We start from the raw sequence: 16,126 nt of genomic DNA on the forward strand, positions 1-16,126 counted from the left end.
TAGGTCGTGTCGGACTCGGCCGGGCCCCGTGCGTCCGGTCCGCAGCCGCCCGGCGCGCCTGCTGCCCCCGGTGCTCCGCGTGGCGGAGCCGGTGACATCGCGGACGCTGCGACCAGCAAGGCTCCGCGGAGCAGCCCCGGCACGCCTGCGCCGCCCGGCGCTCCGGGCACGCCCGGCGCGCGCCCCGGCGCGAGCGCTCCCGCCCCCACCGGCCCCAGTGCGCCCGGCGCACCGGCCGGCGGATACGTCCCGACCCAACTCGGCTCACAGCTCGGCCCCAACGGGCCCGGCGCCCCCGGCGCGGGCGGCCCGCCCTCGTCCGGCGGCCCCAACCCGCCCGGCGCGCCCAACGCTCCCGGTGGCGGAGTGCACGCCGCCGCGACGATGCTGTCCGGTCCCGGCTCCGTAGGCCCCGGCCCGCAGCCGCCCGGCGCACCCGGGCAGCCCATGGGCGGCCCGCCGATGCCTCCGGCTCCCGGCGGGCCGGCCTTCCCGCCGCCCGGCTTCCCGCCCCCCGGCGGACCCGGACAGCCGATGGGCGGCCCGCCGATGGCTCCGCCGCCCGGCGCTCCCGGCGGCCCCGGCGCGTACGGCTATCCGCAGGCGCCGGTCGGCGTCCCCACCGTCGGCCCCGGCTATATGGCCGTGCTGCGCTACCGCGCGCCCGACGGCTCCGAGCAGCAGCTCATCCGCCGCTCGGCGCCCGGCATCCCGCACCCCGAGTGGCAGATCCTGCACGAGCTGCGCGCGCTCAACGTGCCGCCGCAGCAGGTCCTGGAGCTGCACACCGAGCTGGAGTCCTGCGACCTGCCGGGCGGCTACTGCGCCCGGATGGTCCGCGAGACCTGGCCGCAGGTGCGGATCACCAACACGGCCGCGTACGGCCGCGACCACGTCTCGCGTCAGCAGGGCGTACGGCACCTCGTCGAGCACCAGGGCGAGCTGCACCAGGTCGCGGACGGCCCGGCCAGGCCCGCCCCGCAGCGGGTGCCGCTGCCGCACCCCAGCCAGGTGCAGCCCGCGCCGCCGATCCCCCCCGAGGGGCTCGCGCACGAGCTGATGCAGTGGTTCGGACCGCAGGGCGTCTTCCGTTACGACCAGCGGGCGGTGTCCCGCCAGGGTGTGCCGGACGTCGTGGCGCAGACGCTGGTCTGGGCGGGGCTGCCGGTGGACTTCGGGCCGTTCTTCTGGGCGCAGGCCCAGCCGGACCGCCCGGTGCCGACGCTGGCCGAGCTGGCGACGGAGCGCGGAGTGCAGCCCGCGCCGGACGCGGGTTCGTACCTCGTGATGGGCAGTGACTTCGGCCGGCAGCTGTGCGTGCAGTACGGCACCGCGAGCATCGTCGCGGTCCCGCTGGAGGCGGGGCCGGGCGGACAGCCGGTGGCGCCGCAGTTCGTGAACACCGGGCTGCCGGAGTTCGTGCGCTGCCTGGCGATGCTGGGCGGGATGTGGCGGCTGCGGCGTGATCTGACGCCGGAGCAGGCCGGGCGCTGGACGGTGGACTTCCAGACGAATCTGGTGGCGATCGACCCGGCCGCGCTCTCCTCGCCGGAGGCCTGGTGGTCGGTGCTGCTGGAGCAGATGTGGGACGGCCTGCTCTGACGGCGGCCCGCTGAAGCCGTCCGGGCGACGGCCCGGAGGGACCGGTCCCGACGGGCCGGTCCCGGCACTCTCCTGACAACGGCCCTGACCGCTGGCAGGCTGGTGGCACGCTGAACGGTTATTGAAGGATCGCCGGAGGAACACCGAAGGATCATGGTGCTCGACATGAGGAACGGTTCGAGCGCCATGGTCCTTTCTTCGCGGGTCGAGCCCCGCCTCCGGGGGAGCGGAAACGGACTGGGCACGCGTCGGTTCTCCGGCGCGTTGAAACAGGACACTCCGATTCCAGCTTCCGACTTCGATTGACGCATCCTGGACAATGGTTCGGGCGGAGTGTCGCGTTAAGGCCACTTCGTTCCGATCCAGAAAGATGTGCGCCGAGTCGCGTTGCATGTCGCGTTGCATGTCGGAGAGGGGCTTTCAAGGATGAGCGCATCGGTTTCACCCGAGGGCTTTGCCATCGCCGGGCGGGGCGATCGGGGCTACCGGCCGGATCAGGTCGACCGGTCGGTATCCGAGGCGTCCGGGGAACGCGACGCCGCGTGGGAGCGCGCCGCGCGGCTCACCGTCCTCGCCAATGAGATGGAAGCCGAGGCCGCGCGACTGCGCGGTCAGGTCTCCCAACTGGCTCCGCAGACGTACGAGTCGCTGAGCGAGCGCGCCCAACAGCTGCTGTCGATCGCCGAGGACGAGTCCGAGCAACTGCGGACCGACGCGACGGCGGCGGCGCGGCAGGCGTACGGCGAGGCGCAGGCGCACGCCCAGGCGACGGCGGACGCGGCGCGCGCGCTGGACGCGGAGCTGCGCGCCGACGCCGAGGCGTACGCCGAACGCGCCGCCGAGGCGGCGCGGCTGGAGGTCGACGCGCAGCGGGCCGCGTCCCGGCAGGACGCCAAGGACTGGCGCGGCGAGGCGCTCGCCGCGCTGAAGGAGATGCGGGCGCGCACCTCGGAGCTGCTGGCCGACCAGGAGAAGGAGCACGCCGAGGGCTGGGACGCGCTCGGCCTGGAGCTCGCGGCGGCGGAGACCGCCACGGACGCCCGGCTCACCGAGCTCGGCGAGTTCGCGGCCCGGACGCTCGGCGAGGCGCAGCGCTTCTACGCGGAGGCGGAGGAAGCGGCCCGGCACGGTCAGGAGGACGCCCAGGCGCGCGGCGACCAGATCGTCGCCGAGGCGCGGGTGCGCGCCGAGCGCGTGGAGCGCGAGACGGACCGGGTGCTGCGCGAGCACGACGAGCGGCGCGAGGAGCTCACGTCCCACATGACGCATGTGCGCAACACCTTGGCAGCGCTGACCGGCAAAGCGTTGCCGGAGCCGGAGCCGGAGCCGGAGGTTGAGCCTGAGCCCGAACTCGCACCTGAAGTCGCGCCCGAAGCCGTACCCGAAGTCGCGCCCGTGCCCCGGGCAGTGGCCGAGTCCGAGCCGCAGCGCGGGGGCGAGCCTCAGCATGGGGGCCAGCCGCAGGGGCAGGGCGAGCCGTCGCAACAGGGCGAGACTGTGCGGGAGGGGGAGACCGCGCGCCAGGTTGAGCCGCCGCGCCAGGGTGGACACGGGCGGGCGGTCGACCCCAGGACGCCAGCTTCGACCTCGACCCCGGCTTCCTCCTCAGCCTCGACGGAGGGCTAGGGCCGACTGCGGCGACCGGCGACCGGCGACCGGCGGCTGACCTGGGCGTCCGCCGCCCGCCGTCCACCCACCCCTCGTCCCCCCGTCGCCCGTCCCCGCCCCTCCTCCCGTCAACGCTCCGCAGGGCTCTCCTCCGGCAGCACCGGAAACCGCTTCGGAGCCAGCACCAGCAGGGCGAGCAGCGCCAGGACCGCCGCCGCTGCCGCGCCGATGAAGACGTGGTCGACCGCCGTGTCGACCGCCCGGCGCAGGTACGCGGCGGCCTGGGCGCTGAGGCCGTCGCCGTCGAGGGCGTTGGAGACCTCGTCCAGGTGGCGGGGGAGACCGGCGCTGATGTCGGCGGGGGCGTCCGCGAGGCGGTCGGCGAGGGTCGCGTTGGCGACGGCGCCGAACAGGGCCGCGCCGATGCTCTGGCCGACCTGGCGGCAGAAGAGGACGGACGCGGTGGTGGTGCCGCGTTCCTGCCGGCCGACGGTGGACTGGACGCCGACGATCAGCGGGAGTTGGAACAGCCCCAGCGCGCCGCCGAGCAGGAACATGATCAGCGCCGGCTGCCAGGCGGAGCCGGGGTAGGGCAGGAAGGGGAAGGCGAGCAGGATCAGCGCGGCGCAGCCGATGCCGATGATCGCGCTCTGCCGGAAGCCGATCCGGCTGTAGACGTGGCTGCTGAGGGCCGCCGAGAGCGGCCAGCTCAGGGTCATGACGGAGAGTACGAAACCGGCCGCGATCGGCCCGAGCCCCAGCACCGACTGGGCGTAGGTCGGCAAGAAGACCGTCGGCGCGATCATCAGCAGCCCGAGCGCGCCGAGGGCGACGTTGACCGCCGCGATCGTACGGCGCTGCCAGACCCAGCCGGGGATGATCGGCTCCGCCGCCCGGCGTTCGATCAGGACGGTGGCGGCGGCCAGCAGGGCGCTGCCGGCGAAGCAGGCCAGGGACGGTGCGGACAGCCAGGGCCAGGCGACGCCGCCCTGGACGAGCGCGGTCAGCAGCAGTCCGCCGCACGCGAAGATCGCGAGCGCGCCGGGCCAGTCGACGCGGGCGGGGCCGGTGCGGACCCGTACCGGCTCGTGGAAGTGACGGATGATCAGGTAGAGCGCGACGGCGCCGACCGGCAGGTTGATCAGGAAGATCCAGCGCCAGTCCGCGTAGCCCGCGAGCAGCCCGCCGATGCCAGGTCCGGCGACCGCCGAGACCGCCCACACCGTGGACAACTTGGCCTGGATCTTGGGGCGTTCCTTGAGCGGGTACAGGTCGGCCGCGATGGTCTGCACAGTGCCCTGGATCGCGCCGCCGCCGAACCCCTGGATGATCCGGAACGCGATCAGGCTCGCCATGCCCCAGGCGCCCGCGCAGAGCAGTGAGCCGATGAGGAAGAGCGCTATGCCCGATATCAGCACGGGCTTGCGGCCGAAGGTGTCGGAGAGCTTTCCGTACACCGGCAGCGTGACGGTCACGGCCAGCAGATAGCCGGCGAAGAGCCAGGAGAAGACGGAGAAGCCGCCGAGGTCGCCGACGATCTGCGGGATCGCGGTCGAGACGATGGTGCCGTCCAGCGCGGCGAGCGCCATGCCCAGCATCAGCGCGGCGACGACGCGTCCGCGCTTACGGGCCGCCGTGGGCGGGGCTGCGGACTCGGACGTCGGGGTCGGCCCCGGCTGGCCTCCGATGCTGGTCAACGCGTGCTCCTCGGGCCGGTACTACCTCTATAGGTGCAGCGGCCACCTTATGTGTCCCCGACGTGCGGAGGACATGGCCGGGCAGGACCCCTAGGGGAGCGGCCCCGTTTCTCCTCCTGCCGGTTCGTCCTGCCGAAGGAGGAGCCGGAGCAGCGGAGTTCCTAGCCTTACGGGGGTGGACATGACCGGCGAGGTAGGGCTAGCACCCGCTCCAAGACGGATACACACCCCATCGCCGCGGCACGGCTCTTCCAGCAGGCTGAAGCCGTACCCGACTCACTCCGGGTCACCCCGACTCACTCCGAGTCAATCCGAGACGCTCATCGACATAGGAGAACACCGTGACAACGGCTGTAACGATTCCCAAGGCCGGGGGCAGTGGAGGGCGTTCTGCCGTTGCCGCACGAGCACGTCAGGTCGTCAAGGCCTACGGATCCGGCGAGACCCGCGTCGTAGCACTCGACCATGTCGACGTGGACATCGCCCGTGGCGCGTTCACCGCGATCATGGGCCCGTCCGGCTCCGGCAAGTCGACGCTGATGCACTGCATCGCAGGGCTCGACACGGTCACCTCGGGCGAGATCTTCATCAACGACACGCAGATCACCGGCCTCAAGGACAAGAAGCTCACTCAGCTGCGCCGGGACCGGATCGGCTTCATCTTCCAGGCGTACAACCTGCTCCCGACGCTGAACGCGCTGGAGAACATCACGCTGCCGATGGACATCGCGGGCCGCAAGCCCGACAAGGAGTGGCTGGAGCGGGTGGTGCGCACGGTCGGTCTCGCGGACCGGCTGCGGCACCGGCCGACCGAGCTGTCCGGCGGCCAGCAGCAGCGCGTCGCGGTGGCCCGCGCGCTGGCCGCGCGCCCCGAGATCATCTTCGGCGACGAGCCGACCGGCAACCTCGACTCGCGGGCCGGGGCCGAGGTGCTGGGCTTCCTGCGGCGCTCGGTGGACGAGCTGGGCCAGACCATGGTCATGGTCACCCACGACCCGGTCGCCGCCTCCTACGCGGACCGGGTGCTCTACCTCGCGGACGGCAGGATCGTCGACGAGATGATCAACCCGACGGCCGACCTGGTCCTGGAGCGCATGCGGCACTTCACGCCGGGCGGTGACACCCGCACGCCGGGCGGTGACACCCGCACGCCGGGCGGTGACACCCGCGCCGCGCGCCCCGCCGCCCCTGCGCACGCCGCCGCGCCCCGTACCGCCGAGTCCTACTCCGCCCGCGGGAGGGCGTGATGACCGTCCTCAAGACCTCGATGCGCAACTTCTTCGCGCACAAGGGACGCATGGCGCTCTCCGCCGTCGCGGTCCTGCTGTCGGTGGCCTTCGTGTGCGGCACGCTCGTCTTCACCGACACCATGAACACCACCTTCGACAAGCTGTTCGCCGCCACCTCGGCGGACGTCACCATCAGCCCGAAGAACGCCAAGGACGCCGACGACGCCCCGGAGACCGGCAAGCCCGAGACGCTGCCGGCCGCCGCGGTCCGGCAGGCGCAGCGGGCCGACGGGGTCGAGTCCGCCGAAGGCGCCGTCAGCAGCATGAGCGTCACCGTCGTCAACGGCGACAACGGCGACAACGGCGATAACGGCGATAACGGCGATAACAAGGACATGGGCTCCAGCACCGGCGCCCCGACCATCGCGGGCAACTGGAGCCGTAATGACCTCAGGTCGATGGAGATCACCTCCGGCCACGCCCCGCGCGGCCCCACCGAGGTGATGGTCGACGCCGACACCGCCGACAAGCACCACCTCAAGCTGGGCGACGAGCTGCGCACCGTCGCGGTGACCGGCGACATCAAGTCGAGGATCACCGGCATCGCGTCCTTCAAGGTGACCAACCCGGGCGCCACGATCGTCTACTTCGACACCGCCACCGCGCAGCGCAAGCTGCTGGGCGCGACCGGTCTGTTCACCCAGGTCGCGGTCAACGCCGACAAGGGCGTCAGCGACGAGCAGTTGAAGCGGAGCGTCGCGGCGAAGCTCGACGGCGGCGACTACACGCTGCGCACGCAGCAGGAGTCCGTCGACTCCAACCGCGAGTCGATGGGCTCGTTCCTCGACATCATGAAGTACGCGATGCTCGGCTTCGCCGGAATCGCCTTCCTCGTCGGCATCTTCCTGATCGTCAACACCTTCTCGATGCTGGTCGCCCAGCGGACCAGGGAAATCGGCCTGATGCGCGCCATCGGGTCCAGCCGCAAGCAGGTCAACCGGTCCGTACTCGTCGAGGCCGCCCTGCTGGGCGTCTTCGGCTCGATCCTCGGCGTCGGAGCCGGCGTCGGTCTCGCCGTCGGCCTGATGAAGCTCATGGGCTCGATGGGCATGGAGCTGAGCACCGCGGACCTGACCGTCAAGTGGACGACCCCCGCCGTCGGCCTGGCGCTGGGCATCATCGTCACCGTCCTCGCCGCCTACATCCCGGCCCGCCGCGCGGGCAAGGTCTCCCCGATGGCCGCGCTGCGCGACGCCGGCACCCCGGCGGACGGCAAGGCCGGCTGGATCCGGGCCGCGCTGGGCCTGCTCCTCACCGGCGGCGGCGCCCTCGGCCTCTACACCGCCGCGAACGCGGACAAGGCCTCCGAGGGCTCGATCTTCCTCGGTGCGGGCGTCGTGCTGACCCTCATCGGATTCGTCGTCATCGGCCCGCTGCTGGCCGGCTTCGTGGTCCGGGTGATCAGCGCGGTCGTGCTGCGGATGTTCGGCTCGGTCGGCCGGCTGGCGGAGCGCAACGCGCTGCGCAACCCCCGTCGTACGGGCGCCACCGCCGCGGCCCTGATGATCGGCCTCGCGCTGGTCGCCTGCCTGTCGGTCGTCGGCTCCTCGATGGTGGCCTCGGCGACGGACCAGCTCGACAAGTCGGTCGGCGCGGACTTCATCGTCCAGTCCAAGAACCAGCAACTGATCATGCCCCAGGCGGCGAAGGCCCTCAAGGCCACCCCGGACATCGCCCACGTCACCGACTACAAGAGCGTCAAGGCCAAGCTGACCGGACCGGACGGCAGGACCACCGACGAGGAACTGGCCGCCGCCGACCCCACGTACGCCCAGGACCTGCGCCGCGAGACCGTCGCCGGCAAGCTGTCCGCCGCGTACGGCGCGAACGCGATGTCGGTCGGCGACGTGTTCGCCAAGAAGCACGGCATCAGGGTCGGCGACACGATGACGGTCGCCTTCGACGGCGGCCGGCAGGCCAAGCTCACGATCGCGGCCATCACCTCGGACGACACCTCCGTCGACAAGGGCGCGATGTACACCGACATCACGACGGCCGAGCGCTACCTGCCGGCCGACCGGATGCCGAATAACATGATCATGTTCGCGAAGGCGAAGGAGGGCAAGGAGGACGCGGCCTACAGCGCGCTCAAGGACTCCCTCGCCGCGTACCCCAACCTCAAGGTGCAGAACCAGACCGACTTCAAGCAGGACCTCAAGGACCAGGTCGGCCAGATGCTCAACATGGTCTACGGCCTGCTGGCCCTCGCGATCATCGTCGCCGTCCTCGGTGTCGTGAACACCCTCGCCCTGTCGGTCGTCGAGCGCACCCGCGAGATCGGCCTCATGCGAGCCATCGGCCTGTCCCGCCGCCAACTGCGCCGGATGATCCGCCTGGAGTCGGTCGTCATCGCCCTCTTCGGCGCCCTGCTCGGCCTCGGCCTCGGCATGGCCTGGGGCACCACCGCCCAGAAACTGCTGGCCCTGGAAGGCCTCGGCGTCCTGGAAATCCCCTGGCCGACGATCACCACGGTCTTCATCGGTTCGGCCTTCGTGGGCCTCATAGCGGCCCTGGTCCCGGCCTGGCGCGCGGGCCGGATGAACGTCCTGAACGCGATCGCTACGGAATAGCGGGCTGCGCCTGCCCTTCGGGCGGGCGGGCAGGCAGGCGGCGGGGACGACGGCCCGGATCGGTGCGCTACGGGGGTGCGCGTCGGTCCGGGCTCGTGCTTTGGCGGGGTGTGGAGTATTCGGCAACTTGAAGTTGTCGAATGCTCCACACGTCTACGTCCCCCCTGACGGTTGCGGGAGCGTGGGCGACGAGCTCACGAGCTTTGTGTGAGGTGGTCGAACTGGCCGTCTTTGACAGCGTGTATGAGGGTCCGCAGGTTCGCGGTGGTGGCGGCGAGTATGACGCCGGGGGCGTCGCTCTCGCGGAGCCTGATCGTGCCGTCCTCGGCTGCGGCGACGTACAGGCAGTTGGCGGCCTCGGCGCTGTGCGAGGACTTTTGCCAGTCGGGGGTGAACACGTCCGTTCCCTCTCAGTTGTCTTGTGCGATACGGCGGATCAAGGCGCGGGACTTTGCCGGATTGAGCGCGCTCTTTTCCATCCGGTCGAGAACGGTCCGGTACTTCACCAACTGTGCTGGTGCGTCGAGGAACTCGGAACCGTGATCCGTGTCGAGCTGGACTGTGTCGAGCTGCGCCACGGGTCCGCAGAAGTAGACAGTGGACTGTCCGGAGCCGGGGAAGGTGCCCGCGCCGAACGGAATCACCAGGACGGAGATGTGCTTGCGCTCGCCCATTTCGATGAGGTGTTCCAGTTGCGCGCGGGCGACGGTCCGGCCTCCGAAGCCCATGCGTAGGGCGGCCTCATGGACGATCGCCGTCAGCGGGGTCGGGTCGTCCCTGTAGAGGACGGCTTGCCGCTTGATCCGGTGGGAGACCCGGTGCTCCACGTCAGGGGGTGCGAGCGGCGGGACGGCGTCGCTGATGACAGCGCGGGCGTGCTCTCCGGTCTGGAGCAGACCTGGCATGTGGATCACGGATGTGATGTGCATCGAGGCGGCGTGGTGCTCGATCTCGGCGAGGTCGAGTGCGCCGGACGGCAGGATCTCCCGGTACTCCTCCCACCAGCCGCGTGTTCGCCCGCCGCTCATCCCTGCGAGGGCGTCGATGAGTGCCTGATCCGTGCAGGTGTAGGAGTGGGCGATGCTTCTCACTCGGTCCGCGCTCACCGCATAGCGCCCGGCCTCGATGTTGCTGACGCGCGACTGGGTGGCCCCGAGCAGTGCGCTGGCTCCTGTGGCGGACAGGCCGGCGTGCTCGCGGAGCCTGCGCAGCTCGGCTCCCAAGCGTCGCTGACGCGCGCTCGGCGGGAGCTTACTCGGGGGCATCGCTCTCTCCTCGTTCGTACCCGGCGTGCTCTCGCCGCTTCACCAAATGGGTTGGACAATTTTCTCAGAACCGAGGGCAAGTATTCCAACGGTCGCGCTAGGGTGTGACGTGAAACACTCCGCTGGGCTGCTGTTCCGCAGGCGGCCTGGCCTGCCCAACTCCACCTCCTGGCGGGAGACTTCCATGGTCACCGTATCCCCGTATGACCCGTATGAGCCCAGTTCCGAAGGGCCCGCCGGGCCCGATCGTGCGCTCGGCCCACCGACGACGTTCGACCAAGAACTATGCGACCTCGTCCTCGACACCGCACCGCGACTCTTCGCCGTGGTCCAGGAGTACGACCTGGAGCCGGGCGAGCGCGACGCCCACATCGCGGCTTGGGGCATGGCGCATGATGACGGCCGCGTGCAGGTGGTGAGCGTCGGCGGTGGGCGGCGGTTGAGTCTTGGGTCGGCCGAGCGGGCGGTGTGGTGGTTCGGGCGGCGGGCGGGGGTTCGCGCGCGGCTGGTGTGGCTTGTCGCCTCGCGCGGGGCCGCGCTCGACCGGGCCGGGGTCGCTTGACGCGGACGGCGGACGGCGGACGGCGGACGGCGGATGGGGGCAAGGCCCTTGCCCGGTCGGGAGCGAGACCGACCCGGTCGGGAGTGAAACCTTGACCCAGTCGGGCGTACGACAGCGCCGTCCGCGTCCGGGCGGCGGCTGTCAGCGCCGCGTCGTACGCTGGGAGCCCCCGGCACGTACCACGTGTCGGGTGGTTCGCGTTGTTCACCCCGGGACGGAAATCCTCCATGAGCCTGCACGGTCTGCTCGACGTCGTCGTCACCGATCCGGCGCTCGCCGAAGCGGTGAAGGCCGCCGCCGACGGCAATCGCCCGCACCTCGACCTCGTCGGCCCAGCCGCCGCGCGCCCCTTCGCGGTGGCCGCGCTGGCTCGTAGTGCCGCGCTGCGCGGGGGCGGGCGGCCGCTGCTGGCGGTTACCGCGACCGGGCGTGAGGCAGAGGATCTGGCGGCGGCGCTGCGCTCGCTGCTTCCGCCGGACGGGGTGGTGGAATTCCAGGCCTGGGAGACGCTGCCGCACGAGCGCCTCTCGCCGCGCTCCGACACGGTCGGCCGGCGGCTCGCGGTGCTGCGCAGGCTCGCGCACCCGCGCGCCGACGACCCGGCGGCGGGGCCGGTGCAGGTCGTCGTCGCGCCGGTGCGGTCCGTGCTCCAGCCGCAGGTCAAGGGGTTGGGCGAGCTGGAGCCCGTGGCGCTGCGCAGCGGTGGCAGCGCTGATCTGGGCGAGATCGTCGACGGGCTGGCGGCGGCCGCGTACACCCGGGTGGAGCTGGTCGAGAAGCGTGGCGAGTTCGCGGTTCGCGGCGGCATTCTGGACGTTTTCCCGCCGACCGAGGAGCACCCGCTGCGGGTGGAGTTCTGGGGCGACGAAGTCGAGGAGATCCGTTACTTCAAGGTCGCCGACCAGCGGTCGCTGGAGGTCGCCGAGCACGGGCTGTGGGCGCCGCCGTGCCGTGAGCTGCTGCTGACGCCGCAGGTCAGGGAGCGGGCCGCGGCGCTCGCCGTGCTGCATCCCGAGCTGATCGAGATGCTCGGCAAGATCGCCGAGGGCATCGCCGTCGAGGGCATGGAGTCGCTGGCCCCCGTCCTGGTGGACGACATGGAGCTGCTGCTGGACGTCATGCCGAAGGGCAGCATGACGGTCGTCTGCGACCCGGAGCGGGTCCGTACCCGCGCCGCCGACCTGGTGGCGACCTCGCAGGAGTTCCTGGCGGCGTCCTGGGCGGCGAGCGCGGGCGGCGGCGAGGCGCCGATCGACGTCGGCGCGGCCTCGCTGTGGGCCATCGCGGACGTCCGGGACCGGGCCCGCGAGCTGGGCATGATGTGGTGGACGATCAGCCAGTTCGCCACCGGCTCGGAAGTCGTCGCGGATTCGGACGCGGATTCCGAAGACGCCGTGCTGGGTCCCGACACGCTCAAGCTCGGCATGCGCGCGACCGAGACCTACCGGGGCGACACCGCCCGCGCCCTCGCCGACACCAAGGGCTGGCTGGCCGACGGCTGGCGCACCGCCTACATCACCGAGGGCCACGGCCCCGCCGTCCGTACCGTCGAGGTGCTCGGCGGCGAGGGCATCCCGGCCCGCCTCGACAACGACCTGGACGAGATCACCCCGGCGCTCGTGCACGTCGCCTGCGGCTCGCTCGACCTCGGCTTCGTGGACCCGGCGCTCAAGCTCGCCGTCCTCACCGAGACCGACCTGTCCGGGCAGAAGGCGGCGAGCAAGGAGCTGGGCCGGATGCCGGTCCGCCGCCGCAAGACGATCGACCCGCTCACCCTCCAGGCCGGCGACTTCATCGTGCACGAGCAGCACGGCGTCGGCCGCTACGTCGAGATGGTGCAGCGCACGGTCCAGGGCGCGACCCGCGAGTACCTCCTCGTCGAGTACGCCCCCGCCAAGCGCGGCCAGCCCGGCGACCGGCTCTTCGTGCCGACCGAGCAACTGGAGCAGATCACCAAGTACGTCGGCGGCGAGGCCCCGACGCTGCACCGGCTCGGCGGCGCCGACTGGACCAAGACGAAGGCGCGCGCGAAGAAGGCGGTCAAGGAGATCGCCGCCGACCTGATCAAGCTCTACTCGGCCCGGATGGCGGCCCCCGGCTACACCTTCGGCCCGGACACCCCCTGGCAGCGGGAGCTGGAGGACGCCTTCCCGTACGTCGAGACCCCGGACCAGCTGACCACCATCGCCGAGGTCAAGGAGGACATGGAGAAGTCCGTCCCGATGGACCGGCTGATCTGCGGCGATGTCGGCTACGGCAAGACGGAGATCGCGGTCCGCGCGGCCTTCAAGGCGATCCAGGACGGTAAGCAGGTCGCGGTCCTGGTCCCCACCACGCTGCTCGTCCAGCAGCACTTCGGCACCTTCAGCGAGCGGTACGGGCAGTTCCCGGTCGTGGTCAAGGCGCTGTCCCGGTTCCAGTCGGACAGTGAGGCGAAGGCGGTCCTCGAAGGGCTCCGTGAGGGCTCGGTCGACCTCGTCATCGGCACTCACCGGCTGTTCGCCGCCGAGACCAAGTTCAATGACCTCGGGCTGGTCATCGTGGACGAGGAGCAGCGCTTCGGGGTCGAGCACAAGGAGCAGCTCAAGAAGCTGCGCGCCAACGTCGACGTGCTCACCATGTCCGCGACCCCCATCCCCCGTACGCTCGAAATGGCGGTCACCGGCATCCGCGAGATGTCCACGATCACCACCCCGCCGGAGGAGCGGCACCCGGTGCTGACCTTCGTCGGCCCGTACGAGCACCGGCAGATCGGCGCCGCGGTCCGCCGCGAGATGCTGCGCGAGGGCCAGGTCTTCTACATCCACAACCGCGTCGAGTCGATCGACCGGGCAGCAGCGAAGCTGCGCGAGATCGTCCCTGAGGCGCGGATCAGGACCGCGCACGGACAGATGGGCGAAACCGCGCTGGAGCAGGTCGTCGTCGACTTCTGGGAGAAGAAGTTCGACGTCCTGGTCTCGACGACCATCGTCGAGTCCGGCATCGACATCTCCAACGCCAACACCCTGATCGTCGAGCGCGGCGACAACTTCGGCCTCTCCCAGCTGCACCAGCTGCGCGGCCGGGTCGGCCGGGGCCGCGAGCGCGGCTACGCGTACTTCCTCTACCCGCCGGAGAAGCCGCTCACCGAGACCGCGCACGAACGGCTGGCGACCATCGCCCAGCACACCGAGATGGGCGCGGGCATGTACGTGGCCATGAAGGACCTGGAGATCCGCGGCGCGGGCAACCTGCTGGGCGGCGAACAGTCCGGGCACATCGCGGGCGTCGGCTTCGACCTCTATATGCGGATGGTGGGCGAGGCCGTCGCCGACTACCGGGCCTCGCTCGACGGCAGCGGGGTGACGGACGAGTCGCCGCTCGAAGTCAAGATCGAGCTGCCCGTCGACGCGCATGTCCCGCACGAGTACGCGCCGGGCGAGCGGCTGCGCCTCCAGGCGTACCGGGCCATCGCCGCCGCCAACTCCGAGCAGGACATCACGGCCGTCCGCGAGGAGCTGACCGACCGCTACGGCAAGCTCCCGGAGCCGGTCGAGAACCTGCTGCTGGTCGCCGGGCTGCGGATGCTCGCGCGCGCCTGCGGCGTCAGCGACATCACGCTCCAGGGCGGCAACGTCCGCTTCGGCCCGGTGGAGCTGCGCGAATCGCAGGAGCTGCGGCTCAAGCGGCTCTACCCGCGCACGGTCCTCAAGCCCGCCGCCCACCAGATCCTGGTGCCCCGGCCGAGCACCGGGAAGGTCGGCGGCAAGCCGGTCGTGGGGCGCGAACTGCTCGCGTGGACCGGGGAGTTCCTGGCGACGATCCTGGGGTCGTAGCGGAGGGGGCTGGGCTTACCGGCGGATGGGGCCGGCCGTCGGGGCCCGGGGGAGGGGCCTCCGGTGCGCCGGGTGCCGGCCGCCGGTCATCGGGGCCCGCGCTCAGCCGATCGACGTCCGGCGCAGCAGCACCGTGCCGCCCGCCGAGGCGACATGCGCGTACGTCGCCTTCGGGTGCCGGTGCCGGGCGTCGTTGAGCAGGTCGGCGGGCTTGCGCTGAGTCGACTCGTTCAGCGCGATGTACTCGGGGGCGATGCCCCGGGTGTCGCCGATCCAGAAGACCCGGCAGCGGCTGGTGAGCCGGCTGATCGGGCCGATGTTGGCCTCGACGCTCGCGCCGTCGGGTATTCGGTCCAGCAGCCCCTCGACCGCCGCGACCCGTGGCTCCGGCCGGTAGGTCGCGGTTTCGGTGAGGCCGGCCAGCGGCAGCGAGGTGGTCAGCGCGAGGCTCACGGCGGCGAGGGCCAGCGGGAGCTGCCGGGCGTACGAGCGGAGCCAGGGCCGCTCGCCGGCGCGGGAGCGGTCCAGGGCGTCGACGAGGGCGAGCATCACGACGGGCATCAGGACGGCGCTGTAGTGCCAGTCGGTGCCCCAGTAGTGGTCGTCGTGCGAGAGGAAGCGCCAGCCGAGGGTGGGCAGGGCCACGATCAGCAGCGGCGAGCGCAGCGCCAGCAGCCCGCTGGTCGGCAGCAGCACCCAGAGCAGCGTGCGCAGCGCGGTGCCGGGCGCAATGACCGGCGCGGGGCCTGAACCGTTGAGCTTCTCCCAGTAGGCGTACGAGCCGCCGGTGTTGAAGCCCGGTATGACGACGCCCAGCGCGAAGCCCGAGGCGGCGATCCCGAGGCCGATGAGCGCGATGGCGAACGGTATGACGCGGTGGTCGGCGCCGGCCATGCCCTCGCCGCGGCCCTTCTCGCCGCGACCGCCGCCGTCCTCGCGGCGGAAGCGCAGCAGGACGACCAGCCCGATCGCGGCGGCCGTCACCCCCAGGTCCTCCTTGACCAGGACCAGCGGCAGCGCCCAGCACAGCGCGGCCAGCGGACGCCGGCGCAGCACCGCTTCCAGCGAGAAGGCGATGAGCGGCACAGCGAACGCGATCTCGTGGAAGTCGAAGTCGACCGCGCGCTGGACACCCCAGGACAGCCCGTACGCGACGCCGATCGCGAGCCCGCGCCGGCGGCCGAGGAGCCGCGCGGCGACCCGGGTGACGGGGATGACGGCGACGGCGAACAGCGCGGCCTGCGCCGTGAGCAGCGTGAGCGGCCCGGGGAACAGCCGGTAGACGGGCGCGAGCACGGCGACGATCGGGCTGAAGTGGTCGCCGAGAATATTGGCGCCGGGGCCCTTGAGGTCGGCGACGGGCGCCTGGAGGTGGGCGTAGGCGCGCACCGCCTGTTCGAAGATGCCCAGGTCCCAGGAGATGTTGGCGAGCCGCTGGAAGCGGGCGATCGAGAGGGTCGTGTAGGCGGCGAAGAACAGGGCCGCCAGCCAGTACGGGTCGCAGCGGGGCCGGCCGAGCGCGCGCAGCCGACGGGTACGGGGCGCGTCGGCCCCCGCCGTGATCGCGGGTCCGGGCGGGCGCGGGGGCGCGTACGCCGCTTCGGACTTCTCGATGGTCAACATGGCTCCCGGTGCTGCGGTCAGGTCTCGTCGGCGCCCGGTCGGCGGCGCGGTGGGGATGCTTTGGGAATGCGTCGGGGATGCGCCCGACGGATTCG

General features: G+C 71.7%; 9 protein-coding genes and 1 pseudogene. 6 read left to right on the forward strand and 4 right to left on the reverse strand.

From position 1 onward, the window contains the following. Positions 1-24: 24 nt before the first annotated feature. A pseudogene (locus QMK28_RS13525) lies at positions 25-1,602 on the forward strand (SUKH-4 family immunity protein); the annotation flags it as partial. 426 nt (positions 1,603-2,028) lie between these two features. Then, positions 2,029-3,228, forward strand: a complete 1,200-nt coding sequence (locus QMK28_RS13530) for a cellulose-binding protein (RefSeq protein WP_326437485.1) — start codon at positions 2,029-2,031, stop codon at positions 3,226-3,228. Positions 3,229-3,338: 110 nt separating this feature from the next. On the opposite strand, the gene QMK28_RS13535 is transcribed toward QMK28_RS13530, so the two are convergent. Further along, positions 3,339-4,898 carry an MDR family MFS transporter gene (locus QMK28_RS13535; protein ID WP_443050717.1) on the reverse strand — a complete coding sequence of 520 codons (1,560 nt, stop codon included), beginning with the start codon at positions 4,896-4,898 and terminating at the stop codon, positions 3,339-3,341. 350 nt (positions 4,899-5,248) lie between these two features. Between QMK28_RS13535 and QMK28_RS13540 the strand changes: the two genes are divergently transcribed. Further along, positions 5,249-6,154 (forward strand): ABC transporter ATP-binding protein, encoded by a 906-nt coding sequence (locus QMK28_RS13540; protein WP_326437487.1) that lies wholly within the window; start codon positions 5,249-5,251, stop codon positions 6,152-6,154. After that, positions 6,154-8,766 carry an ABC transporter permease gene (locus QMK28_RS13545; RefSeq protein ID WP_326437489.1) on the forward strand — a complete coding sequence of 871 codons (2,613 nt, stop codon included), beginning with the start codon at positions 6,154-6,156 and terminating at the stop codon, positions 8,764-8,766. Before QMK28_RS13540 ends, QMK28_RS13545 begins: the two co-directional genes overlap by 1 nt. A 194-nt stretch (positions 8,767-8,960) precedes the next feature. Here the strand turns inward: QMK28_RS13545 and QMK28_RS13550 are convergent, their stop codons facing one another. Together QMK28_RS13550 and QMK28_RS13555 are read right to left on the reverse strand one after the other, a co-directional pair. After that, positions 8,961-9,164 (reverse strand): DUF397 domain-containing protein, encoded by a 204-nt coding sequence (locus tag QMK28_RS13550; protein WP_326437490.1) that lies wholly within the window; start codon positions 9,162-9,164, stop codon positions 8,961-8,963. A 12-nt stretch (positions 9,165-9,176) separates the two neighbouring features. Further along, positions 9,177-10,031, reverse strand: coding sequence for a helix-turn-helix domain-containing protein (locus tag QMK28_RS13555; RefSeq protein WP_326437492.1), 855 nt, complete (start codon positions 10,029-10,031; stop codon positions 9,177-9,179). A 184-nt stretch (positions 10,032-10,215) separates the two neighbouring features. On the opposite strand from QMK28_RS13555, the gene QMK28_RS13560 reads away from it, so the two are divergent. Next, a complete protein-coding gene (locus QMK28_RS13560; protein ID WP_326437494.1) occupies positions 10,216-10,593 on the forward strand; it encodes a hypothetical protein in 378 nt (125 codons plus the stop codon). A 227-nt stretch (positions 10,594-10,820) separates the two neighbouring features. Next, positions 10,821-14,408: a transcription-repair coupling factor gene (gene mfd / locus QMK28_RS13565; RefSeq protein WP_326437496.1), complete on the forward strand. Its 3,588-nt coding sequence runs from the start codon at positions 10,821-10,823 to the stop codon at positions 14,406-14,408. A gap of 102 nt (positions 14,409-14,510) precedes the next feature. On the opposite strand, the gene QMK28_RS13570 is transcribed toward mfd, so the two are convergent. After that, the gene (locus QMK28_RS13570) at positions 14,511-16,031 is read right to left on the reverse strand and encodes a DUF2079 domain-containing protein (protein ID WP_326437498.1); all 1,521 of its coding nucleotides are present in this window, start codon (positions 16,029-16,031) and stop codon (positions 14,511-14,513) included. Positions 16,032-16,126 lie beyond the last annotated feature (95 nt).

The organism is Streptomyces sp. H27-D2, assembly GCF_035828615.1.
GTDB lineage: Bacteria > Actinomycetota > Actinomycetes > Streptomycetales > Streptomycetaceae > Streptomyces.

What these genes read in the sequence shown, in the direction of transcription:
- QMK28_RS13530 (WP_326437485.1), top strand. Translation starts at nt 2,029, where the DNA reads ATGAGCGCATCGGTTTCACCCGAGGGCTTTGCCATCGCCGGGCGGGGC.
- QMK28_RS13545 (WP_326437489.1), top strand. Translation starts at nt 6,154, where the DNA reads ATGACCGTCCTCAAGACCTCGATGCGCAACTTCTTCGCGCACAAGGGA.
- QMK28_RS13555 (WP_326437492.1), bottom strand. Translation starts at nt 10,031, where the DNA reads ATGCCCCCGAGTAAGCTCCCGCCGAGCGCGCGTCAGCGACGCTTGGGA.
- QMK28_RS13560 (WP_326437494.1), top strand. Translation starts at nt 10,216, where the DNA reads ATGGTCACCGTATCCCCGTATGACCCGTATGAGCCCAGTTCCGAAGGG.
- mfd (WP_326437496.1), top strand. Translation starts at nt 10,821, where the DNA reads ATGAGCCTGCACGGTCTGCTCGACGTCGTCGTCACCGATCCGGCGCTC.
- QMK28_RS13570 (WP_326437498.1), bottom strand. Translation starts at nt 16,031, where the DNA reads ATGTTGACCATCGAGAAGTCCGAAGCGGCGTACGCGCCCCCGCGCCCG.